Below are 22,603 nucleotides of genomic sequence, written 5' to 3' on the forward strand. Positions count from 1 at the left end.
AGGTTCAGTTGAATTCGCGTTCGCGCAGCCACTTGGTGGCGATCCATTTCTCGCCGGCGATCACCGGCGCGCCGCCATGCAGGGTGCGGGTGCTGGGGTGGGGGCGCTCGTAGCTGAAGAACACCGCATTGCCACGCTGCGGGGCCACTTCGAGGTGCACGTCGGGGAAGGTGGTGCCCCCGCCTTGTTCGGGCTCGTTCAGGTACATGACCAGGGTGCCCACGCGCTGGCCACCGCGTTGCAGGATGGTTGGGGTGCCTGGCTCGTGTGGGTCGAAGTAATCGTAATGGGGCTTGTATTCGGCGCCGGGCCGGTAGCGCAGCACCTGCAGGCCTTCGCCATTTTCGAGGGGCCAGTTCAACAGCCGTGCGATGCGTTGTTCGATGCGCTGGATCAGCGCACTTTCGCCGCGCGAAAAGAACATGCCATCACTGGTGCGGTCGACGCTGACTTCTTCGCCCCCGGTCTGGGTGGCCACGGTGCGTGAGCGTGCCAGGCGTGGGCTGGCGGCGGCGATCAGGGCCTCGCATTCTTCGTCCGACAGGAATTGACCGAACACCACGATGCGGGGCTGGACCATGGCCAGCAGCACCGGCACCGGCCGGTCGCCGGCATCCACGCGCAAGGGGGCATCGGCCAGTGCGGGTTCGGGCACCGGGCTGCGCGCTGGCAGGCCTTGTTGCAGGGCCTGGGCTTCCAGGTGGTCGCTGAGGGTGGCCTCCATCGCCTCGAAGGCCACCTCTTCAGACCAGCCCGATGCCAGCATGGCCTTGAGCACGCTGGGCGCGTCATGGCCGGCTTCGGCCTGTTCCACGATCCACTGGCGCAGGGCAGGGGTGATGGTTTGCGTGGCGGTGCTGCTGGAGGTGAGTGTCATCGGGAGTCGGCGAGGGCTGGATGAGGCGCCAATGCTAACGCCAAGCCAGCCTGAGCGCCGTCAAGCCGAAGCCGATTGACAAGGCCCCAGGGCCCTAGTTGGCTTCGACCTTGCGACCGTGCAGGGGCTGAACTGGGCGGGCGTTGAACGGGTACAGGCGCTGAAAGGCCCGAATTTGCTGAGCCGAAGCGGTGATGGGCTGCTGCAGCACCTGCCAGCGCACGCCTTCGCTGCAAGGTGGGGTGGTCAGCGAGCCCCGGTAGCGGTAGTAGCGCCGAGACGTGGGCAGCCAGTCGCTGACTTGCACGGGGCTGGCCAGCGGCTGGACCTCACCCGCTTTGGGGGGCAGATGCTCGAACACGGTCTGCAGGGCGGCATTGGCAGGCCCTTGGTCAATGAAGACGGCCAGCACAGCCAGTTCGCCCTCGGCATTGCGGTGCACCAGATGGGCCTCCAGAGGGTGGGTACGGCCGTTGACCCGCTCTTCGCTGGGCGTGTGGAAGTGAAACTGCTGCAGCTCAAAGCGTTGACCATCCAGCAGCAGGGCGCCGGCCTGGCTCAGGTTGACCTGGACGGTGTGGCCGTTGTTGATCACCGTGGCGGGGCTGGCAAGGTAGTCCCATGCCAGCGGGGGCAGGTCGGCCTGGATGGCGTGGCGGATGTCGATGGGGGATTGTTGATGGCCGGTTTTACAGCCCTTGAAGTCGGGTTCGATCTCGGCCCAGTGGGCGGCGTTGTGGGGGCCACGGTAGGCCCAGTGGGCGTGGCCTGGCTCTTCGGCCTGGGTCGTGCAGGCCCAGCTCAGGGCCAGGGTCAGGCCGATGGCGCGAAGTGCGGTCTGGAGCGCAGTCTGGCGTGCGCTTTGGTGTGTGGCCTGGAGGGGGTCTAGGGTGAACATGAGGGTGCCTTTCAAAAACGAAAGGCACTCTAGGTCGACCCGACGGTCATGCAGGCGGACTTGGGGCCCCGGCTGGCGCAAAGGCCGTTCAGGCTGTCCGGGCGGACCGGCGCCAGACCTGTCAGCTCAGGCGCCGCCGGAAGACAAGGCGGTCAACCTCCGAGGCCGCGGCCTGGAAGGCATAGCCATCGAGGTCAAAGCCTTCGAGCTGGCTGGGCAGTTGAATCCGGTGGGTGATGGCGTAGCGCGCCATCAGGCCCCGAGCGCGCTTGGCATGGAAGCTGATGATCTTGTAGACGCCGCCTTTCCAGTCTTCGAACACGCATTCGATCACCCGGGCCTTGAGCACTTTTTGCTGCACGGCCTTGAAGTACTCCTGCGAGGCAAGGTTGACGACCACCGGCGAGGCGTCGGCCTGCAGGCGCTGGTTCAGGTGTTCGGCAATCTGGGGGCCCCAGAACTGGTACAGGTCTTTGCCGCCCGGGTTGGCCAGGCGGGTGCCCATCTCAAGCCGGTAGGGCTGCAGTTGGTCGAGAGGACGCAGCACTCCGTAGAGGCCGCTCAGGATGGCCAGGTGCTGTTGGGCCCATTGCAGGTCGGCAGCCGACAGGCTGCGAGCCTGCAGGCCGTCGTACACATCGCCGTTGAAGGCCAGCACGGCCTGGCGCGAGTTGTCGGCGGTGAACTGATCCGACCAGGCCTCGTAACGGGCCACGTTGAGGCTGGCCAGCTTGTCACTGAGGCTCATCAGGCTGGCGATGTCGGCTGGCGTCTTCTGGCGCAGCACGTCGATCAATTGCCGGGACTGGGGCAGGAACTGGGGCAGGGTGTGCGGCAGCCCGGCCGGCACAGGGGTGTCGTAGTCAAGGGACTTGGCTGGAGAGATCAGGAACAGCATGGCGTGGGTGTCGAAGCGAGTAAGGCAGTGGGGCATCGGGCAACTGAAGGCGCCACCCGCTTGGCTTGGCAGCGTCCGATTGTGCCCACAAGCCGGAGACCCGGCAGGGCACCCTGGATTGCGCCAAGGCCCAAGAAAAAGCCCGGCACCCCCAAGAGGGGCCGGGCTTGATCAGATCGGCGGCCGGTTCAGGCCGGCCGGGGCTCAGGCTTGCTGTTCAAAGGGCAGCTTGAGCTCGCTCAGGTCGCGGCGGGTTTCCACCAGGATCAGCGGGCCTTCGTCGAGCACCACCAACGGGGGGCGTTCGCGTGGCACGTGCACCGGCTTGGGCTCGGCGGCGATGGCCGCCTGCACGGTGGCCACCTTGTCAGCGTCCGAGTTGACCCACTCCAGGCCGGCGCTTTGTGCCAGTTCTTGCAGCGTGGGGATCGGCAGCTCAAAGGCTTGCACCTTGGGCAGGCCGGCTTCCACCGGGCTGGGGACAGGCGCGGCGACAGGCGCTGGAGCGGCTGCCGGGGGCGCGATCTCGGCGATCACCGGGGCCACGACTTCGGCTTGGGTCGGTGCTGGCGCTGGCGCAGCAGCTTCGACCGGGGCCACAAAGGCTTCGGCGGGCGCTGCGGTGGGTTCGGCCGGTGTCACGTTGCTGAAGTAGCTGGCGCGTGGTTCGAACTCGGCCTGCTCCTGGCCTTCACGGCCTTCCGGGTTGGCCTGGCCGTCACGCGGCGCGCGCTCACCTTGGCGTTCACGACGGTCGCGGCCATAGCGGTCACGCGAACGGCGTTCACGGCGTTCTTCGCCGCCACCTTCCACCGGGGTGCTGAACGCCTGGCCTTCAGCCTGGGCATCTGCCGATGCGTTGACGGCGTTTTGGCCTTCCAGGGGCTGGGGCACATCGCCCTGGCCTTCGGCGCGCGGGGCGCGGTCTTGACGTGGGCCACGTTCACGGCGCTCGCCACGCTCACCGCGTTCGCCACGCTCACGGCGTGGGCGCTCGGCGCGGGCTTCGGTGTTCACCGGATTACCAGCTTCGTCCAGGGCCAGGTTGGCCACGGCGGCTTCCGGGGCACCTTCGCTCAGACCTTGGCTGCGCAGTTCGGCCGGGGCGCCATTGGCACCCTGGTTCTCGGGGCGGCGCTCACGGGGGGCGCGGTCCGGGCGGCCTTCGCGGCGCGGAGCCTCACCCTCGGGGCGTTCGGAGCGCGGGGCGCGGGCTTCACCGTCACGCGGGGCACGCGGCTCACCGCGTTCACCGTTGCGGCCTTCGCCACGCTCGCCGTTGCGGCGCGGGCCACGGCCTTCGCCACGTTCCGTGCGCTCACCGTTGCGGCCTTCGCCACGTTCACCGCGGCGGCCACCACGGCCTTCGCCGTTGCGCGACTCGCCGCGTTCGCCGTTGCGGCCTTCACGCTTTTCGTCCTTCTTGGCCTCGGCAGCCACAGGCGCCGGAGCGGGTGCCGCCACGGGCTTCACGCCGAACAGGCCCTTGAGCCAGCCGAAGAAGCCGGTGTCTGCGGGCGCAGCCGGGGCGGGCGCGGCAGCCGGAGCGGCCGGAGCGGCCTTGTCGGCCTGGCGGCCACGGGCGGCCGAGGGCGCACCTTCGGGCTTGGGCAGGGCCTGGGGCGCCGGGGCGTCCGGCAGCACGCCCTTGATCACCGGGGTTTGCTTGTTGGTGGGCTCTTGCGAGCGGCGGGTGACGGTGGTCGGGTCCTCGATCACTTCGGCCATCTTGTAGCTGGCTTCCATGTGGTCCAGGCGCGGGTCGTCGTGCTTGAGGCGTTCCAGCTTGTAGTGCGGGGTTTCCAGCGCCTTGTTGGGCACCAGCATCACGCTCAGGCGCTGCTTGACCTCGATCTTGGCGATCTCGGTGCGCTTTTCGTTGAGCAGGAACGAGGCCACCTCGACCGGCACTTGCACGTGCACGGCCGCGGTGTTGTCCTTCATGGACTCTTCCTGGATGATGCGCAGGATCTGCAGCGCCGAGCTTTCGGTGTCGCGGATGTGGCCCGAGCCACCGCAGCGCGGGCAGGGGATGGACGAACCCTCAGACAGCGCCGGCTTCAGGCGCTGGCGGCTCATTTCCATCAGGCCGAACTTGCTGATGGTGCCGAACTGCACGCGGGCGCGGTCCTGCCGCAGCGCGTCGCGCAGGCGGTTTTCCACTTCGCGGCGGTTCTTCGACTCTTCCATGTCGATGAAGTCGATCACGATCAGGCCACCCAGGTCGCGCAGGCGCATCTGGCGGGCCACTTCGTCAGCGGCTTCCAGGTTGGTGCGGGTGGCGGTTTCTTCGATGTCGCCGCCCTTGATGGCGCGGGCCGAGTTGACGTCCACCGACACCAGGGCTTCGGTGTGGTCGATCACGATGGCGCCGCCCGAGGGCAGGGTCACCGTGCGGGCATAGGCCGATTCGATCTGGTGTTCGATCTGGAAGCGGCTGAACAGCGGGGCATCGTCGCGGTAGCGCTTCACGCGGGCGGCATGCTCAGGCATGACATGCGCCATGAACTGGTGCGCTTGTTCGTAGATGTCGTCGGTGTCGATCAGGATGTCGCCGATGTCGTGGTTGAAGTAGTCACGAATGGCTCGGATGACCAGGCTGGATTCCTGGTAGATCAGGTAGGCGCCCTTGCCGCCCTTGGCCGCGCCGTCGATGGCGGTCCAGAGCTTGAGCAGGTAGTTCAGGTCCCACTGCAGTTCAGGGGCGCTGCGGCCGATGCCGGCCGTGCGGGCAATGATGGACATGCCGTTGGGGTAGTCCAACTGGTCCATGGCTTCTTTGAGCTCGGCCCGGTCTTCGCCTTCGATGCGGCGCGAGACACCGCCACCGCGGGGGTTGTTGGGCATCAGCACCACGTAGCGGCCGGCCAGGCTCACGAAGGTGGTCAGGGCCGCGCCCTTGTTGCCGCGTTCTTCTTTTTCGACCTGGACCAGCAGTTCCTGGCCTTCACGGATCACGTCGTTGATACGCGCCTGGCTGGGCGACACGCCCGGGGCAAAGTACTGGCGCGAGATTTCCTTGAAGGGCAGAAAGCCGTGGCGGTCTTCGCCGTAGTCGACAAAACAGGCTTCGAGGCTGGGCTCGACGCGGGTGACGACGGCCTTGTAGATGTTGCCCTTGCGCTGCTCGCGCCCTTCGATTTCGATTTCGTAGTCGAGCAGTTTCTGCCCGTCCACGATGGCCAAACGGCGTTCTTCTGCCTGGGTGGCGTTGATCAGCATCCGCTTCATGATGCGTGTCCTTCCTGGACCCTGTAGGTCCATGCAATCGTCAAATCTTCAACAGGCCCGAAATGAGCCAACGATGCCGGAACAGACGCTTTGAAACGAAGGGAATTGCCGTGGGTGCACAGACGCCTGAGCTGGTGGCTCAGGTATCGGGCGGGGGCGCGTGGATGGGGGCGAGTGAGTGTAGGGGCTGTGTGGCCGCAAAGGGTGCGGCGTCAGGTGACCGGTAGGCGGGCACCATGGGCGATTGCATGCCATTTGACGGTGGCATAAGCCACCGCAAGCAGGTCTGAATCAGCGCCATCAGCACAGGTTGTCTCGCTTTGATCCGCCCGAGACCCCGGCAATTTCAGCGGGCTCTCAGGCATGGGTATTCCGTATCGGTGTTTCAAAGTGCCGGCCCATCTGGCTTTGGGACACTGTCATCACGAACTCTGGTGCGTGATCTACAGTTCACAAGTCAGTCGGCATCGACCTTGCCAGCGCTGCGGAGGTGGGACTGGACTAAACTCCAGACGAATCAACCAGTTACAGCAAAGCGCTAGTGAAACACATTATAGAGGGCAAAGTCGGCCCTCAAATCAAGCCCGCCGCCGCTGCGGCCAGCCTCTTGCTGGTGGACGAAGAATCCGCCGGCCAGCGCCTCGACAACTTTCTGATCCGGCACCTCAAAGGGGTGCCTAAAACGCATGTCTACCGCATCATTCGCAGTGGTGAAGTGCGCATCAACAAGGGGCGGGTGGCCGCCGATACCCGGGTGCAGGCCGGCGATTCCGTCCGTGTGCCGCCCGTCCGTCTGTCTGATCGTGCCGTTGAGAAGGCGGAAACCCCGGCACCAGCCCGTGAATTTCCGATTCTTTTTGAAGATGATCATGTGCTGGCCATTGCCAAGCCGGCCGGGGTGGCCGTGCACGGCGGCAGTGGCGTGAGTTTTGGTGTGATCGAGCAGTTGCGCCAGGCACGACCCCAGGCGCGCTTTCTGGAACTGGTGCACCGGCTGGATCGAGAGACCTCGGGCATCTTGCTGCTGGCCAAGAAGCGCTCGGCGCTGACGCATCTGCAAGACCAGTTCCGCGACCGCGAGACCGGCAAGACCTACCTGGCACTGGCCATCGGGGCCTGGCCGGCCAACAAGAAGGTGATCGATTCGGCTTTGCACAAATACCTGCTCCCGGACGGCGAGCGGCGTGTGAAGGTGGTCGACAAGGATCATCCGGACGCCATGCGCGCCGTCACCCTGGTCCGCGTGCGTTCGGCTTTGCCGCCAGTTCAGTGGGCGGGGCTTCCTGCGTTCTCGCTGCTGGAGGTGACGATCAAGACCGGGCGCACCCACCAGATCCGGGTGCACCTGGCGAGCAGTGGGCACGCGATCGCGGGTGATGACAAATATGGCGATTTCGAACTGAACAAGCGCCTGGTCAGGCATGGCCTCAAGCGCATGTTTCTGCACGCATGGCGGTTACAGTTCAAGCACCCTGCCAGCGGCGAGGCCATTCAGTTGGAATTGCCCCTGCCACCCGAATTGCAATCTTTCATTGACGCCCAACCCCGCCCATGACCGCCTCCAGCCGACCCCGCCAGTTCGATCTGATTGCCTTCGATTGGGACGGCACCCTGTTTGACTCCACCCAGATCATCGTGCGCTGCATCCAGGCGGCCGTGGTGGACGTGGGGGGCGCGCGTCCCAGCGACGAGGCGGCCTCGTATGTGATCGGGATGGCCTTGATGCAGGCCTTGGCCCATGCGGCACCCGATGTTCCGCCTGAGAAGTACGCCGAGCTCGGGAATCGTTACCGCTTTCACTATTTAAAGCATCAGGACGACATTGCGTTGTTCGACGGGGTGTTGCCGCTGCTGGCCGCCCTGCGCGAACGCCAGCACCTCATCACGGTGGCCACGGGCAAGAGCCGGCGGGGCCTGAATGAGGCGCTGCATTCTGTGGCCTTGCGCGGGGTGTTTGATGGGTCGCGCACGGCCGATGAGACGGCAGGCAAGCCCGACCCTCGCATGCTGCACGAGTTGATGGCCGAGTTTGACGTGGCGCCCGAACGAACCTTGATGATTGGCGATACCACCCATGATCTGCAGATGGCGCTGAACGCCGGCTGTGCCAGCGTGGGGGTGAGTTATGGTGCCCATGAGCCTGATGCGTTTGAGGTCCTGCGACCGCGCCATGTGGCGCATTCGGTGGCTGATCTGCACCAGTGGCTGCTCAATAACGCTTGAACTTGAAGGCCACGCCAGTGCTGGTGGGGTCAGGGAGGGGTGATGGAAGTGATGATTCCGTTGTGTAGCAGCAACGATCTGATCGACGGCGGGGACGGAGTACCCTTTGATGTGGCCTATGCCGGGCAGACCTGCCGTGCCTTTGCCATACGCTATGAGGGTCGTGCCCACGCCTACCTGAACCGCTGCACCCATGTGGCCATGGAAATGGACTACCAGCCGAATCGTTTTTTTGATGATTCGGGCCGGTGGCTGCTCTGTGCCACCCATGGTGCGGTCTATGCGCCCGACACGGGGCAGTGCCGAGGCGGCCCCTGCCGAAGCGGCTTGATCCGCATCGAACTGTCGGAAAGGGATGGCGTGGTGCACTGGCATACTGCCTATAACCTGCACCCTGTTGAATTCTGAGATGACGGATCCCCGCACGCCCGAACCCACCGATGAGCCCGTGTTGACGCCGGCTCCTGAGCCTGTTGCGCCGACGGTGTCTGCTGCGGCACCTGCTTCCTCTGCAACGGCTTCGCCCCTGCCGTCCGGTTGGGAGCGTGAAACCCTTGAAAAGCTGGCCTTTGCTTCGCTGCGTGAGCAGCAGGCGGCGCGGCGCTGGCGCAATATCATCCGGCTGGCCTGGCTGCTGCTGCTGTCGGTCAGTGCCTGGATGTTGTTCAGTCGGGCCGCCCCAGTGACCGACAAAAGCTCTCCCCACACGGCCGTGGTTGAAATCAAAGGCGAGATTGCCGCAGGGGCTGACGCCAGTGCCGAGTTTGTGGTGGCCGCCATGCGCAGCGCCTTTGAGGACGACGGCGCTCAGGCGGTCGTGTTGCTGATCAACTCGCCCGGTGGCAGCCCAGTTCAGGCCGGCATCATCAATGACGAGATCCGGCGGCTGAAGGCCAAGCATTCCAAGCCGGTGTATGTGGTGGTGGAGGAGTCCTGTGCTTCGGCCGCTTATTACATCGCAGCGGCGGCAGATCAGATCTTTGTCGACAAGGCCAGCATCGTGGGCAGCATCGGTGTGCTCATGGATGGTTTCGGCTTCACGGGGCTGATGGACAAGCTGGGCGTGGAGCGGCGCCTCATGACGGCCGGCGAGAACAAGGGCTTTCTGGACCCATTCAGCCCCCAGACCGAGCGCCAGCGTGTGTTCGCCCAGGCCATGCTCGACCAGATTCACCAGCAGTTCATCAAGGCGGTGAAGGATGGGCGCGGCAAGCGCCTGAAAGAAACACCGGAGATGTTCAGTGGCTTGTTCTGGACCGGTGAGCAGGCCGTTGAGATGGGGCTGGCCGATCAGCTTGGCAACCTCGACTACGTGGCCCGTGAGGTGGTCAAGGCCGAAGATCTGGTGGATTACACCCGCCGTGACAACGTGGCCGAACGCCTGGCCAAGCGCTTTGGTGCGGCTTTTGGAGAGGGTGCCGTGCGTGCCCTGCGCTCTGTACCTGCCTTGCGCTGAGGTTTGAGAGCACAGGGTGCTTGCACGGGGCGTTCAGCGCCCGATGCCGAAGACCGCCGGCAGGTCATTGGGTGGAAAGTCCTTGGTTTTTCCGGAGGCCTTCGGGTCTTGATGGGCCTGTTGGCGCCAATCCTTCACCAGCTTGCTGCGGTTTTTCCCTTGGTCCAGGGTCAGGCCGTAACTGATGGCCAGGCGGGTATTGGGTTGCAGGCTCTGCAGCAGGCCCTGCCACAGGGCTTGATTGCGGTAGGGCGTTTCAATGAACAATTGGGTCTGTCCGGTCTTGAGTGCCAGTGATTCGAGTTCTCGCAGGCGCTGGTTGCGTTCTCCGTTGTCTTGGGGCAGGTAGCCCACAAAGGCGAAGTTCTGTCCGTTCAGCCCGCTGGCGGCCAGGGTCAACAGCAGAGAGATCGGGCCTGTCAGTGCCACCACCTCAATGCCCAGGTCGTGGGCGGCGCGCACCACCGACGAGCCTGGGTCTGCCACAGCGGGCATGCCCGCTTCGCTGATCAGCCCCATGTCGTGACCCGCCAGGGCTGGTGCCAGCAGGGGGCGGGCGTCAAACTGGCCGGCTTGGTGGTCCCCTTTTTTGTGCACGGCACGCGGCAGTTCTTGCAGGGATTGCTCTTGAATGGGCGCTGCCAAGGGGTGGTGTTCGCCAATGCGCTTGAGGTAGGCGCGCGTGCTTTTGGCGTTCTCGCACACCCAATGACGCAATCCGGCGGCCGTGAGGAGGGTCTTGCTTGGGATCACATCGGTCACCGGCGCTTGCTGGTTGCAGCCGAAATCCAGCGGCGCTGGAACCAGGAACAGGCGGCCTGCAGGGCTTGAATGGGTGTTGCTCATGTCAGTACCTCGATGCCGGCGGCCTGGATCAGTCGGCAGGTGCGGATCAGCGGCAGGCCGATCAGGGCGGTGGGGTCATCGTTCTCGATCGAGGAGAGCAGGGCAATGCCCAGCCCTTCGCTTTTGGCGCTGCCTGCGCAGTCATAGGGTTTCTCGCGCTGCAGGTAGGTTTCGATTTCAGCGTCACTGAGTTGGCGAAACTGCACCCGCACCGCGGCCAGATCGCTTTGGGCAAAACCGGTGGCCTGGCAGACCACGGCCACCGCCGTCTGGAACACAACAGTCTGGCCTCGCATGCGCCGCAACTGGGCCACGGCACGCTCGTGGTTGCCAGGCTTGCCCAGGGGTTCGCCATGGAGGTCGGCCACCTGATCGGAGCCGATGACAACGGCCGAGGGGAACTGCCTGGCCACGGCATGGGCTTTGGCGAGGGCCAGGCGTTTGGCCAGTTCGGCCGGGGCTTCGCAGGCCTGCGGCGTCTCGTCCACTTCGGGGGAGGCCACTTCAAAGGGCAGGCCGAGTCGACTCAGCAACTCTTTGCGATAGCGGGAGGTGGAGCCCAGCACCAGTGTGCGCGATGGGCTGGGGTGGGTGGGTGCGCTTGGGGTCATGCCGGGGATTCTCTTACACTGCGCGCATGAAGAAAGAGTATTTCATGGAGCGCCTCGACCTGAAGGCGTTGGCGCAGGCTGGCGACACCCTGTCTGGGCAGGCGCCTTTGCTGTCTTTTGCGCGCTTGGCTGAAGAGGCCGTGACGGCGCATATTGACGAGCACGAGGTTCGTTGGTTGGCGCAAGGTGAATCGCGGCCCGTGACCGGTGGCGCCGATCAGGTGTGGCTGCACCTGGAGGCTCAGGCCAGCCTGGTGCAGATCTGTCAGCGCTGCCTGGGGCCGGTGGAGGTGTTGCTGTCGTGTCAGCGTTCCTTCCGCTTTGTGCGTGATGAGGCCACAGCAGAAGCTGAAGATGATGAATCCGAAGAAGATGTGTTGGTGCTCAGTCGCGAGTTCAATCTGCATGAGCTGATTGAAGATGAGTTGTTGATGGAGCTGCCCGTGGTGCCACGCCATGAGGTCTGCCCCGAGGTGTTGCCCATGGCGGTGGAGGACGAGGAATACCAGGCTGCCGAGGCCGCCAAGCCCAATCCGTTTGCGGCATTGGCCAAGCTCAAAAAAGAGTGACTGGGCTTGCCTTTTGAGATGAGCTATAATCAAAGGCTTCGCGCGAATTCCTCGGCGTCTTTTTGATCTGGTTGCCGCGCTGATTGAGTTGATTGTGAGTTGATTTCTCACTGATTTCGCACAGAACTGCCTGTGCTGGCGTGATTTTCTCGCTGGCCCCAGGCTCATGTAACAACCCTTTAGTCCAGGAGCCTGACATGGCCGTCCAGCAAAACAAAAAGTCCCCTTCCAAGCGCGGTATGCACCGCTCGCACAATGCCCTGAACGTGCCGGGCATCGCCGTGGAACCTACCACCGGTGAAACCCACCTGCGTCACCACATCAGCCCCAACGGCTTCTACCGTGGTCGTCAGGTTCTGAAGAACAAGTCCGAAGCCTGATCTGCTTCCGGAGCCATCGAAGCCCGATGCTACATTCCAAGTAGCGCGGGCTTTTCTTTTGTTGGCTATCCATTTCGAAGCCGCTTGGGCGGTTGATTGAGCTCTGAATGATCACACTGGCTGTTGACTGCATGGGGGGCGACCATGGCCCCCGCGTCACGCTGGCTGCATGCCGGCATTTTCTGGAGCAGCATGCGGATGCGCGGCTTTTGCTGGTTGGCAAGCCTGAGGCGCTGACGGGTTTGGTGCATGACCGCGCCGAGGTGTTGGCGGCCTCTGAAGTCGTCAGCATGGACGATACGGTGGAAGTGGCGCTGCGCAAGAAGAAGGATTCTTCGATGCGTGTGGCCATCCAGCAGGTCAAGGACGGCCGTGCCGATGTGGCGGTCTCTGCTGGCAATACCGGGGCCTTGATGGCCATTGCCCGCTATTTGCTCAAAACCCTCGATGGCATTGATCGCCCGGCGATTGCTGCCTTGATGCCCAACATCAAAGGCCAGGCTACCACCGTGCTGGACCTGGGCGCCAATGTGGATTGCACGGCTGAGCACCTGTTGCAGTTTGCGGTCATGGGGTCGGCTCTGGTGTCTGTCCTCAAAGATGAGGCTCATCCGTCTGTGGGTTTGCTCAACATTGGTGAGGAAGTCATCAAGGGCAATGACACGATCAAAAAAGCGGGTGAGTTGCTGCGATCTGCTGCGGGTTCGGGGGATCTGAATTTTTTTGGCAACGTTGAAGGCAATGACATCTTCAAGGGTACGACCGAGATCGTGGTCTGTGATGGCTTTGTCGGCAACGTGGCTTTGAAGGCCACGGAGGGCTTGGCCTTCATGATCGTCGGCTTCTTGCGTGAAGAGTTTTCTCGCAACATCTTTCGAAAAATAGCGGCCATCTGTGCTTATCCGGTCCTTTCTTCTTTGAAGAAGCGAATGGACTATCGTCGCTACAACGGGGCGGCTCTTTTGGGTTTGCGGGGCCTGGTGTTCAAGAGCCACGGCTCGGCAGATGAGTTCGCTTTCGAGCAGGCCTTGAACCGGGCGTATGATGCGGCCCGAAACAACCTGCTTGACCGCGTGAAGGTCCGGATTGCTCGCGCTGCGCCTTTGTTGGCGGCGGTGCCGGGTGAAGCCGGGGCCGGCGTGGCGGGCTCCTCCGCACAATGAGACGTTATTCGCGCATAGCCGGTACTGGCAGTTATCTCCCCCCCCGCAGACTGACGAACGCAGATCTGGCTGCCGAACTGGCTGCCAAGGGTGTCGAAACTTCAGATGAGTGGATTGTCGAGCGCACTGGAATTCGTGCCCGGCACTTTGCAGCGCCCGACATGGGCAGCAGCGATCTTGCCTTGCAGGCCAGTCGACGGGCCTTGGAGGCCGCAGGCTTGGAAGCTTCGCAGATTGATTTGATCATTGTGGCCACGTCGACGCCCGACATGGTGTTTCCTTCCACGGCTTGCATTCTTCAGCATAAATTGGGCAACGCCGGTGCGGCGGCCTTTGACGTGCAGGCTGTCTGCAGTGGCTTTGTGTACGCGCTGACGGTGGCGGATGCCATGATCCAGTCTGGCGCGGCGCAGCGCGCCCTGGTGGTGGGCTCAGAGGTTTTCTCGCGTCTGCTGGACTTCACGGATCGCACGACCTGTGTGCTGTTTGGCGATGGTGCGGGTGCTGTGGTGCTGGAGGCTTCGGATGAGCCGGGCATTCTGGCTTCGGACTTGCATGCGGATGGCAAGCATGTGGGGATTCTTTGTGTGCCGGGGCATGTCTCGGGTGGTCAGGTCCTGGGCGATCCTTTGCTCAAGATGGACGGTCAGGCCGTCTTCAAGCTGGCAGTGGGGGTGTTGGAAGATGCCGCACGTGCCACTTTGGCCAAGGCCGGCAAGACAGATGCTGACATTGACTGGCTGATTCCGCACCAGGCCAATATCCGCATCATGCAGAGCACGGCGCGCAAATTGAAGCTTCCCCTCGACAAGGTGGTTGTAACGGTTGACCAGCATGGCAATACCTCGGCAGCCTCCATTCCCCTGGCGTTGGACACGGCGGTGCGCGCCGGCCAGGTCAAGCGAGGCCAGCACCTGATGCTGGAAGGGGTGGGGGGTGGTTTTACCTGGGGTGCGGTTTTCCTGCGCTATTGATAGGTACCGTTAGGGGATATCTGCAGGCCGGCATGAGGGCTGGCCTGAGCAGATTGGCCTCTGTCTGGGTGTCGCCTCCCCTGTGCTCTATCGCAGCCGGGTGTTGGGGTGACGTGGTTCTCGTTTGTCCAGTCTCCAAAAAAACATGACTCCATTTGCATTTGTATTTCCGGGCCAGGGCTCCCAGTCGGTGGGCATGCTGGATGCCTGGGGTGATCACCCCGAAGTGCGCAGCGCCTTGAGTGAGGCGTCCGACGCCTTGGGTGAGGATGTTGCTGCATTGATCCATTCAGGTCCCAAAGAGGCTTTGGCGCTCACCACCAACACGCAGCCTGTGATGTTGGTGGCTGCGGTGGCGGCCTACCGGGCATGGATGGCTGAGACGGGCATGGCGCCTGCGGTGGTGGCGGGTCACTCCCTGGGTGAGTACTCCGCGCTTGTGGCCTCTGGTGTGTTGACTTTGGCGCAGGCCGCGCCTTTGGTTCGTTTCCGTGCCGCGGCGATGCAGGAGGCTGTGCCCGTTGGTGTGGGGGCCATGGCCGCCATTCTGGGCATGCCCGCGGCGCAGGTCGTGGCGGGCTGCCAGGCTGTGACGGCCGAATTTGGCGCAGGCTCGCCGGAGGTCGTGGAGGCGGTCAATTTCAACGATCCGATGCAGACGGTGATTGCCGGTAGCAAGGCGGGGGTCGAAAAGGCATGCGAGTACCTCAAGTCTCAAGGCGCCAAGCGGGCTTTGCCTTTGCCGGTGTCGGCGCCGTTCCATTCGAGTCTGATGAAGCCTGCTGCAGAAAAACTGCGCGAAAAATTGGCAACCCTGACGCTGGGGCTGCCACAGATTCCTGTGGTCAATAACGTCGACGTGCAAGTCGAGGCGGATCTTGAGCGAATCCGGGATGCTTTGTACCGCCAGGCTTTTCAGCCTGTTCGCTGGGTGGAGTGCATCCAGGCGATCAAGGCCCGCGGTGTGGCGCATGTCATTGAATGCGGTCCCGGCAAAGTCTTGGCTGGCATGACCAAGCGCATCGATGCAGAGCTGGTGGGTGGCGTGGTGCTGGATCCCGCCACACTGGCAGAAACCAAAGGATTGTTGGCATGACTGACGTGAAATTTGAAGGACAGGTTGCCCTGGTCACGGGTGCATCCCGCGGTATTGGTGCGGCGATCGCCATGGAGTTGGCTCGGCGGGGTTTGAAGGTGATCGGTACGGCCACGACGGATGAGGGTGCCGACCGAATCTCCGCCACGCTGGCCCCCGTGGGTGGGTTGGGAGCCACGCTGGACGTCAATGATGGTGCCGCCGTCGATGCGCTGATCGATCGCATCGTGAAAGAGCAGGGCGCTCTGCAGGTCCTGGTGAACAATGCTGGCATCACGCGCGACATGTTGGCCATGCGCCTCAAGGATGCGGATTGGGATGCGGTGCTTGATACCAATTTGAAGTCGGTCTTCCGCATGAGCCGTGCCGTGATGCGTCAGATGATGAAGCAGCGTTATGGACGCATCATCAGCATCACCAGTGTCGTCGGTGCCTCGGGCAATCCCGGGCAGGCCAACTATGCTGCCGCCAAGGCGGGGGTGGCTGGCATGACGCGTGCGCTGGCCCGTGAATTGGGCAGCCGCGGCATTACTGTGAACTGTGTGGCCCCGGGCTTCATCGACACCGACATGACGGCTTCGCTGCCAGAAGAGCAGCAAAAAGCCTTGCTGACCCAGATCCCTTTGGGTCATCTGGGTCAGCCCGCCGACATCGCTCATGCCGTCGCTTACCTGGCCTCGCCGCAGGCCTCGTATGTGACTGGGCAAGAGTTGCATGTCAATGGCGGCATGTACATGTAAATTAACAGCAAATCAAAGCCGATTGGTCCGTGCGGCAAATGCTTCGGGATTGTTCTCCGGGGCGGCTAAAATCACGGATCTTTTCACAACCCTCAGAGGGAACCATGAGCGATATCGAAGCACGTGTCAAAAAAATCATCGCCGAACAACTCGGCGTGGAAGAGTCTCAAGTGACTAACGAAAAAGCCTTTGTCGCAGACCTCGGCGCAGACTCTCTGGACACGGTGGAACTGGTGATGGCTCTGGAAGACGAGTTCGGCATCGAAATCCCGGACGAAGATGCCGAGAAGATCACCACGGTGCAAAACGCGATCGACTACGCCAACACGCACCACAAGGCCTGAGTCCCTGGCGGACCGGTCCTACACTTTTGGAGTGCGGGCCGGCAGGGCCTTGCGGCTTTGCCTGGCTTGTCACAGACCGCCGGCGCTTTGCGTCCGGCCAAACTGAGATTTTCATATGTCCCGTCGTCGCGTTGTCGTCACTGGCCTGGGTTGTATCAGCCCCGTAGGCAATACGGTTGCCGAGTCCTGGAACAATTTGCTGGCCGGCCAGTCTGGTATCGACCTGATCAAGTCGTTCGATGCCAGCTCTTTCGCCTGCAAGTTTGCTGGCGAAGTGAAGGGGTTTGACATCACCCAGTACATCCCGGAGAAAGAAGCGCGTCACATGGATCGCTTCATTCACCTGGGGATGGCTGCTGCCATGCAGGCGGTGGTTGACTCGGGTTTGCCCACCGGCGACGCGTTGACCGAAGAGCAGGCAGCCCGTATCGGCTGCAACATTGGTTCTGGCATCGGCGGCTTGCCGATGATCGAACAGACCCATGGCGAATACACCAACCGGGGCCCGCGTAGAATTTCGCCGTTCTTCGTGCCGGCCTCGATCATCAACATGATCTCGGGTCATGTTTCCATTCAATACGGCTTCAAGGGCCCCAATGTGGCCGTGGTCACCGCTTGCACCACCGGTCTGCACGCGATCGGTTTGTCGGCTCGCATGATCGAGTATGGCGACTGTGATGTCATGGTGGCGGGCGGCGCCGAGTCGACCGTATCGCCTCTGGGCATCGGGGGCTTTGCCGCAGCCCGTGCGCTGTCCACCCGCAACGATGACCCCAAGACGGCTTCTCGCCCCTGGGACAAGGACCGTGATGGTTTTGTTCTGGGTGAAGGCTCTGGTGTCATGGTGCTCGAAGAGTATGAGCACGCCAAGGCGCGGGGTGCCCGCATCTACGCTGAGATCATAGGCTTTGGCATGTCCGGCGATGCATACCACATGACAGCCCCCAACGTGGACGGCCCGCGTCGTTCCATGGAAATGGCCTTGCGCAATGCGGGGATCAATGCGGATCAGGTCCATTACCTGAATGCGCATGGCACCTCGACCCCCTTGGGTGATACCAACGAAACCAATGCCATCAAGGCGGCGCTGGGCGATCACGCCTACAAGACCGTGGTCAATTCGACCAAGTCGATGACCGGGCACTTGCTGGGTGGCGCGGGTGGTATCGAAAGTGTCTTTACCGCACTCGCGGTCCACCACCAGAAGAGCCCACCCACCATCAACATCTTCAATCAGGATCCGGATTGCGATCTGGACTACTGTGCCAATGAGGCCCGTGATCTGAAGATTGATGTGGCCGTCAAGAACAACTTCGGTTTTGGCGGTACCAACGGCACGCTGGTCTTCAAGCGTCTGGCTTGATCCGGCGGCACAGGGCGGCTCGCCCTGTGGTCTCTGATCAATACACACTTCATGCCGGTTGCTGATTGATGCATGCCGCGCCCCCTGTCCGCTATCCGATCAAGCCCTCGCGGCTTCGACGGCTTGGTGAAGGGGGCGTTTTCGTTTTCACCCTGTTCTGCCTGGGTCTCTGGGTCTATCAGACCACGCCTCCCATGGCTTGGGGGCTGAGCGCCTTGAGCCTGTGTCTTCTTGCTTTGGCGCTCATGGTGCAGTCAACCTGGCGTGCCCTGCCTGGGGAGCTTGCTTGGGACGGCATGGCCTGGTCGCTCCATTTGCAGACGCGTCGCGCGTCTGTCTGGGTCGGGCATGGCTCGCTGAATGTGCTGTTGGATTTGCAGGTCGTCCTGTTGATGCGTTGGCGGGCAGAGGGCTTGCTGGCCGGGAAATGGATCTGGCTGGAACGCCGAACCCAGCCTTCTCGCTGGCACCTGCTGCGCTGTGCGGTATATTCGCGCGCTGCACACGAGCCGTCAAAAGAGCCCATCGGGCCTTGAGTTCGGTGTTGTCTTCGTTTTCATGACCCTCACCCCCACAACCCTATTGCCAGTTCCGGACGACAGTGATCTGTTGTTGGTTCAACGCGCGGTCGCTGGTGATCAGCGCGCATTTGAGCTTCTGGTTCTGAAGTACCAGCGGCGCGTTGCCCGCCTGGTGGCGCGCATGGTCCGGGATTCCGATCTGGTCGATGACGTGGTGCAGGAGACCTTCATCAGGGCATACCGCGCGCTGCATCAATTTCGGGGTGATGCGCAGTTTTATACGTGGCTTTATCGGATCGCGGTCAACACCGCCAAGAAGGCCCTGGTCGATCTGCGCCGCAACCCGGTGATGAACGAAAGCGCGCTGCGCGGTCGTGACGATGATGATGAAACTTCCCCGGTTTCAAACGAACTAAGCAGCGATGAAACCCCGGAAACCGTCTTGGCTGCCAAAGAAATCGGCGAAGCGGTGAACTCTGCCATGGAAGCCTTGCCTGAAGACTTGCGGCAGGCCGTCACGCTGCGGGAGATCGAAGGACTCAGTTACGACGAAATCGCTGAGGTGATGAATTGTCCGATTGGTACGGTGCGCTCCCGGATTTTTCGCGCCCGGGAGGCCATTTCGGCCAAGGTCAAGCCGTTGCTGACCAATCAGACTGGGAAACGTTGGTGATGAACCAAGGGATTGCAAATGGACCGAAAGCTTGAAAACCGCGAGTTGATCTCTGACTTGGCTGATGGGCGCCTTGATGACGCCGATGCTGCCAAGTTGTTGGATCAGTTGAATGCAGACGACGATGCTGCCGTCTCGTGGGAGGTCTACCACCTCAGCCGGGACGTGCTTCGTGGTGAGTGGGGTTCAAGCGCAAATGTGGCCGCTGCCGTGCCAGACCTGTCGCCTGACTTCATGGTGCGTTTGCGTGCCCGTCTGGCTGACGAGCAGATTGAACCCCTGGTGCCTGCCTTGCAGCCCCAGCCAGAGGCGCCGCGAACATTTCAAGCAGAAGCAGCCAATCAACCTCTTTTCCGCTGGCGCATGGTTGCCGGCTTGGCTTCAGTGGTGGCGGTTGCGGCTGTGGGCTGGGGCGTGATTGCCCACCAGCAGCCCGCGCGCATGGGTGAGCAAATGGCCGCGAACGGCGGTGCGGCTGCCGGTGTGCAGGCCGTGGCCGTCTCGCTGCCGGGTGACGAGGGTGCTGTCATGCTGCGCGATCCTCGTCTGGATGAGTTGTTGGCCGCCCACAAGCAGGCGGCCGGAGCCTCTGCTTTGCAGACGCCGGCCGGCTTTCTGCGCAACGCGACTTTTGAGGGGGCATCACGGTGAGCCTTGCCCCTGGTGCCGATGGCATGCCCCGGAGGATCGGTCGTGCATTGCTGCCACTGATGGTGGCATTGGGTCTGCAGTCTGGCGCTTTGCCGGTGCAGGCGCAGCCGCCCGTGCAGGCCATCGTGGGGCCAGCGCCGGTCGCCAAGCCGGCCGCGCCAGAGCTTGACTTGAACCAGTGGTTGTTGCGCATGCACAATGCGTCGAGCCGCAAAGCCTATGTCGGGACGTTTGTGGTCATGTCGGCTGCAGGCGGCATGTACAGCTCGCGCATCTGGCACGTTTGTGATGGCGATGTGCAGATGGAACGCATCGACGCTCTGACTGGCCCCCCCCGTTCGACTTTGCGTCGCAACGATCAGGTCATTACCTTTTTGCCCGACTTGAAGGTGGCGAAGGCTGAGAAACGCGAGTCCTTCGGCGTCTTCCCCAATTTGCGTCGAGGCGGCGATCCGGCCTTGGCCACTCTGTACCAGGCCAGCGCTCAGGGCGTGGACCGTGTGGCAGGCTTCGATGCCGATGTGGTGCTGATCCAGGCCAAGGACGCCCAACGATTTGGTTACCGCATCTGGAGTGAAAAAAAGTCTGGGTTGGTGGTCAAAATCCAGACCCTGGATGCCGACGGGCGTGTTCTGGAGCAGGCGGCCTTCTCCGAACTGGACCTCGATGCCAGTGTCAAAATGGAAAAGCTCGCCCAGATGATGGCGGCCACCAGCGGCTACCGGGTGGAGCACCCCGATCTGACCAAGACGACGGCTCAGCAAGAGGGCTGGGCCCTCAAGAGTCCTGTGGCTGGCTTTCAGACGGTCAGTTGCTACAGGCGCGGGATGGCCCCAGCGCCCACGATCGGCCCAAAGGGCCCGCCGGAACCCACCCTGCAATGGACGTTTTCTGATGGCCTGGCCACCGTTTCGCTGTTCATTGAGCCCTACGATCGTCAGCCTCGCGCCGCCGATGAGGTGCAGCTCTCCATGGGCGCCACACAAACCCTGGGCAAGCGTGTGCTCGGCGATTGGTGGGTAACCCTTGTCGGCGAGGTCCCCGCACAGACCTTGAAGTTGTTTGCTCAGAACCTTGAGCGGCTCAAATAAATCCCTCCCCAGAGTCCATCGGCTCGTTGCTGATCCGGCGACGGGCCTGAGCTGTTTCGGACCTGGTGCATGAATCGATTCTTGAAAGGACCATGATGCCGATCGTCCCTTGGAAAAAAAACCTGAATGCCTGGGTGCTGTTGGCTGCGGTGGGCAGTGCTTCCGCACTGTCTCTGTTCCCGGCCCACGCTGCCCAAGCCCAAAGTGCCCCGACGCAGCGAACCTTGCCTGACTTCACGGACCTCGTGGACCAGGTGGGGCCATCGGTGGTCAATATTCGAACGCTTGAGAAGGTCTCAAGCCGGCCTGGCGCCGGCACGGGCATGGACGAAGACATGCTGGAGTTTTTCCGGCGTTTCGGCTTGCCGGTGCCCCAGGTGCCTCGACAGGGCCCCAAGCAGCCCCAGCGCCCCCAGCCCGAAGAAGAGGCCCAGCCTCGTGGTGTGGGCTCGGGTTTCATCTTGACGCCGGACGGCTTCATCATGACCAATGCTCATGTGGTCGAGGATGCGGATGAGGTGCTGGTCACTTTGACGGACAAACGCGAATTCAAGGCCCGCATTGTCGGCTCAGACAAACGCACCGATGTCGCTGTCGTCAAGATTGAAGCCGCAGGCCTGCCGGCTGTGAAGCTGGGTGAGGTGTCCCGTCTGAGAGTCGGCGAATGGGTGATGGCCATCGGCTCTCCCTTTGGCCTGGAGAACACGGTCACGGCCGGCATCGTGAGTGCCAAGCAGCGTGAAACAGGTGATTACCTGCCTTTCATTCAAACGGACGTCGCGATCAACCCGGGTAACTCGGGCGGCCCCCTGATCAATATGCGCGGTGAGGTCATTGGCATCAACAGCCAGATCTACTCCCGATCGGGTGGTTTCATGGGCATCTCCTTTGCGATTCCGATCGACGAAGCCATCCGGGTCAGTGACCAGTTGCGTGTCAGTGGCCGGGTCTCCCGGGGCCGGATCGGCGTGCAGATCGATCAGGTGACCAAAGAGGTTGCCGACTCTGTGGGCATGAGCAAGGCGCAGGGCGCCTTGGTCAGGGGGGTCGAGTCTGGATCACCGGCAGACAAGGCGGGCGTGGAGCCAGGTGATGTGATTCTGCGTTTTGACGGCAAGCCGATTGAGAAAAGTGCCGATCTGCCACGTCTGGTGGGTAACACCAAGCCTGGCTCGCGCAGTACATTGACGGTCTTCCGTCGAGGGGGCAATCGCGATCTGGCGATCACCGTCGCTGAGATCGAGCCTGATTCGGTGGCCGCACGCAAAACCGAACGTGACGACAAGCCGCGCAGCTCGTCGGCGGCTCAGTCCTTGGGGCTGGTGGTCACCGAGCTGACGGCTGCCCAGAAGAAAGAGCTCAAGCTCAAAGGCGGCGTCCGTGTTGACGCGGCGACTGATGTTGCCGCCCGGGCTGGCTTGCGCGAGGGCGATGTGATTCTCTCTGTGGCCAACAGTGAAACACTTTCCGTGAAGGATTTTGAGCAGGCCTTGGCCAAGGCTGACCGCAACAAAGTCATCAGCATGCTGTTCCGTCGTGGCGAGTGGACGCAGTTGGCGACGTTGCGACCCGCACGTTGAGCGGGACGCCGGGCTTGTTTCAACCCTGCTGACCGCTCGGGTTTGTTCGGTCTCAGGCCCTGTTTTTCATGGGCTTGGCGCTTTTTTCAAACGGCGGTGGGCTTGGGGATAAAAAGTTTGCAGGTACTTACCTATTCAAGTCCTAATGCGCCGTTTAGGTAGAATCGCGCTGTTGACCGATGCGCTAAGGCATATCGAGAAGACTGAAAACCACGATACGGGAAGCCAGGCCCTCCAAGGAGAGTGATCCACAGATCGCCCACATGTGACTCAGAACGTTCTGAAGAAATTTGTGGATAAACTGTTGATAAGTTTCCTGTTGCAACGTTGCAACGACAGGGTCTTGGTCTTGCTCGGGCTGTACGTCCCAGGCTTTTTGCCTACAATGAAGCTCCAACTATCGCAGTTGCCATAGATT

23 protein-coding genes are annotated in these 22,603 nt (G+C 62.4%); 17 read left to right on the forward strand and 6 right to left on the reverse strand.

Annotated elements, in window-relative coordinates; translation table 11 throughout:
• Positions 1–4: 4 nt before the first annotated feature.
• The 4 genes from AC07PT_RS07780 to AC07PT_RS07795 form a co-directional block, all read right to left on the reverse strand.
• Positions 5–877: a 2OG-Fe(II) oxygenase gene (locus AC07PT_RS07780; protein ID WP_494656354.1), complete on the reverse strand. Its 873-nt coding sequence runs from the start codon at positions 875–877 to the stop codon at positions 5–7.
• Between the two features lie 94 nt (positions 878–971).
• A complete protein-coding gene (locus AC07PT_RS07785) occupies positions 972–1,775 on the reverse strand; it encodes a carbonic anhydrase (RefSeq protein ID WP_494656355.1) in 804 nt (267 codons plus the stop codon).
• Between the two features lie 121 nt (positions 1,776–1,896).
• Positions 1,897–2,673: a peroxide stress protein YaaA gene (yaaA, locus tag AC07PT_RS07790; protein ID WP_494656522.1), complete on the reverse strand. Its 777-nt coding sequence runs from the start codon at positions 2,671–2,673 to the stop codon at positions 1,897–1,899.
• A gap of 204 nt (positions 2,674–2,877) precedes the next feature.
• Positions 2,878–5,904 (reverse strand): Rne/Rng family ribonuclease, encoded by a 3,027-nt coding sequence (locus AC07PT_RS07795; RefSeq protein WP_494656356.1) that lies wholly within the window; start codon positions 5,902–5,904, stop codon positions 2,878–2,880.
• A gap of 541 nt (positions 5,905–6,445) precedes the next feature.
• On the opposite strand from AC07PT_RS07795, the gene AC07PT_RS07800 reads away from it, so the two are divergent.
• From AC07PT_RS07800 to AC07PT_RS07815, 4 genes are read left to right on the forward strand one after another with little or no spacing between them, the layout of a single operon-like run.
• Positions 6,446–7,459, forward strand: a complete 1,014-nt coding sequence (locus AC07PT_RS07800) for an RluA family pseudouridine synthase (protein WP_494656357.1) — start codon at positions 6,446–6,448, stop codon at positions 7,457–7,459.
• Positions 7,456–8,127: an HAD family hydrolase gene (locus AC07PT_RS07805; RefSeq protein ID WP_492346788.1), complete on the forward strand. Its 672-nt coding sequence runs from the start codon at positions 7,456–7,458 to the stop codon at positions 8,125–8,127. The genes AC07PT_RS07800 and AC07PT_RS07805 overlap by 4 nt, the downstream gene beginning before the upstream one ends.
• Positions 8,128–8,169: 42 nt before the next feature.
• Positions 8,170–8,535, forward strand: a complete 366-nt coding sequence (locus tag AC07PT_RS07810; RefSeq protein WP_492346789.1) for a Rieske (2Fe-2S) protein — start codon at positions 8,170–8,172, stop codon at positions 8,533–8,535.
• A 1-nt stretch (position 8,536) separates the two neighbouring features.
• Positions 8,537–9,583, forward strand: coding sequence for a S49 family peptidase (locus AC07PT_RS07815; RefSeq protein WP_492346790.1), 1,047 nt, complete (start codon positions 8,537–8,539; stop codon positions 9,581–9,583).
• 33 nt (positions 9,584–9,616) lie between these two features.
• Here AC07PT_RS07815 and AC07PT_RS07820 read toward each other — a convergent pair whose 3' ends face one another.
• Both AC07PT_RS07820 and AC07PT_RS07825 read right to left on the reverse strand, forming a co-directional pair.
• On the reverse strand, positions 9,617–10,429 hold the full coding sequence (locus tag AC07PT_RS07820) for an SAM-dependent methyltransferase (protein WP_492346791.1): 813 nt from the start codon (positions 10,427–10,429) through the stop codon (positions 9,617–9,619).
• Complete coding sequence (locus tag AC07PT_RS07825; protein ID WP_494656358.1) at positions 10,426–11,040, reverse strand: Maf family protein; 615 nt, start codon at positions 11,038–11,040, stop codon at positions 10,426–10,428. The genes AC07PT_RS07820 and AC07PT_RS07825 overlap by 4 nt, the downstream gene beginning before the upstream one ends.
• A 26-nt stretch (positions 11,041–11,066) precedes the next feature.
• Between AC07PT_RS07825 and AC07PT_RS07830 the strand changes: the two genes are divergently transcribed.
• From AC07PT_RS07830 to AC07PT_RS07890, 13 genes are all read left to right on the forward strand, one after another.
• On the forward strand, positions 11,067–11,609 hold the full coding sequence (locus AC07PT_RS07830; protein ID WP_492346793.1) for a YceD family protein: 543 nt from the start codon (positions 11,067–11,069) through the stop codon (positions 11,607–11,609).
• A 197-nt stretch (positions 11,610–11,806) separates the two neighbouring features.
• Positions 11,807–11,989 carry a 50S ribosomal protein L32 gene (rpmF, locus tag AC07PT_RS07835; protein WP_005794249.1) on the forward strand — a complete coding sequence of 61 codons (183 nt, stop codon included), beginning with the start codon at positions 11,807–11,809 and terminating at the stop codon, positions 11,987–11,989.
• Between the two features lie 107 nt (positions 11,990–12,096).
• Entirely contained in the window at positions 12,097–13,152 is a 1,056-nt protein-coding gene (gene plsX / locus AC07PT_RS07840) for a phosphate acyltransferase PlsX (protein WP_494656359.1), read from the forward strand.
• Complete coding sequence (locus tag AC07PT_RS07845; RefSeq protein ID WP_492346795.1) at positions 13,149–14,126, forward strand: beta-ketoacyl-ACP synthase III; 978 nt, start codon at positions 13,149–13,151, stop codon at positions 14,124–14,126. The genes plsX and AC07PT_RS07845 overlap by 4 nt, the downstream gene beginning before the upstream one ends.
• 145 nt (positions 14,127–14,271) lie before the next feature.
• Positions 14,272–15,222 (forward strand): ACP S-malonyltransferase, encoded by a 951-nt coding sequence (gene fabD / locus AC07PT_RS07850; RefSeq protein WP_494656360.1) that lies wholly within the window; start codon positions 14,272–14,274, stop codon positions 15,220–15,222.
• Entirely contained in the window at positions 15,219–15,962 is a 744-nt protein-coding gene (gene fabG, locus AC07PT_RS07855; RefSeq protein WP_492346796.1) for a 3-oxoacyl-ACP reductase FabG, read from the forward strand. The genes fabD and fabG overlap by 4 nt, the downstream gene beginning before the upstream one ends.
• Before the next feature lie 104 nt (positions 15,963–16,066).
• Positions 16,067–16,306 (forward strand): acyl carrier protein, encoded by a 240-nt coding sequence (acpP, locus tag AC07PT_RS07860; RefSeq protein WP_019575021.1) that lies wholly within the window; start codon positions 16,067–16,069, stop codon positions 16,304–16,306.
• A gap of 115 nt (positions 16,307–16,421) precedes the next feature.
• A complete protein-coding gene (fabF, locus tag AC07PT_RS07865; RefSeq protein WP_494656361.1) occupies positions 16,422–17,669 on the forward strand; it encodes a beta-ketoacyl-ACP synthase II in 1,248 nt (415 codons plus the stop codon).
• A gap of 68 nt (positions 17,670–17,737) precedes the next feature.
• Positions 17,738–18,205: a hypothetical protein gene (locus AC07PT_RS07870; protein ID WP_494656362.1), complete on the forward strand. Its 468-nt coding sequence runs from the start codon at positions 17,738–17,740 to the stop codon at positions 18,203–18,205.
• Between the two features lie 22 nt (positions 18,206–18,227).
• Positions 18,228–18,863 (forward strand): RNA polymerase sigma factor RpoE, encoded by a 636-nt coding sequence (gene rpoE, locus AC07PT_RS07875; RefSeq protein ID WP_492346799.1) that lies wholly within the window; start codon positions 18,228–18,230, stop codon positions 18,861–18,863.
• Between the two features lie 18 nt (positions 18,864–18,881).
• On the forward strand, positions 18,882–19,514 hold the full coding sequence (locus AC07PT_RS07880; protein ID WP_494656363.1) for an RseA family anti-sigma factor: 633 nt from the start codon (positions 18,882–18,884) through the stop codon (positions 19,512–19,514).
• Between the two features lie 23 nt (positions 19,515–19,537).
• Positions 19,538–20,605, forward strand: coding sequence for a MucB/RseB C-terminal domain-containing protein (locus AC07PT_RS07885; RefSeq protein ID WP_494656364.1), 1,068 nt, complete (start codon positions 19,538–19,540; stop codon positions 20,603–20,605).
• 92 nt (positions 20,606–20,697) lie between these two features.
• Positions 20,698–22,185 carry a DegQ family serine endoprotease gene (locus AC07PT_RS07890; RefSeq protein ID WP_494656365.1) on the forward strand — a complete coding sequence of 496 codons (1,488 nt, stop codon included), beginning with the start codon at positions 20,698–20,700 and terminating at the stop codon, positions 22,183–22,185.
• Positions 22,186–22,603: the final 418 nt, after the last annotated feature.

This window comes from Curvibacter sp. GW821-FHT09D12, assembly GCF_059416245.1.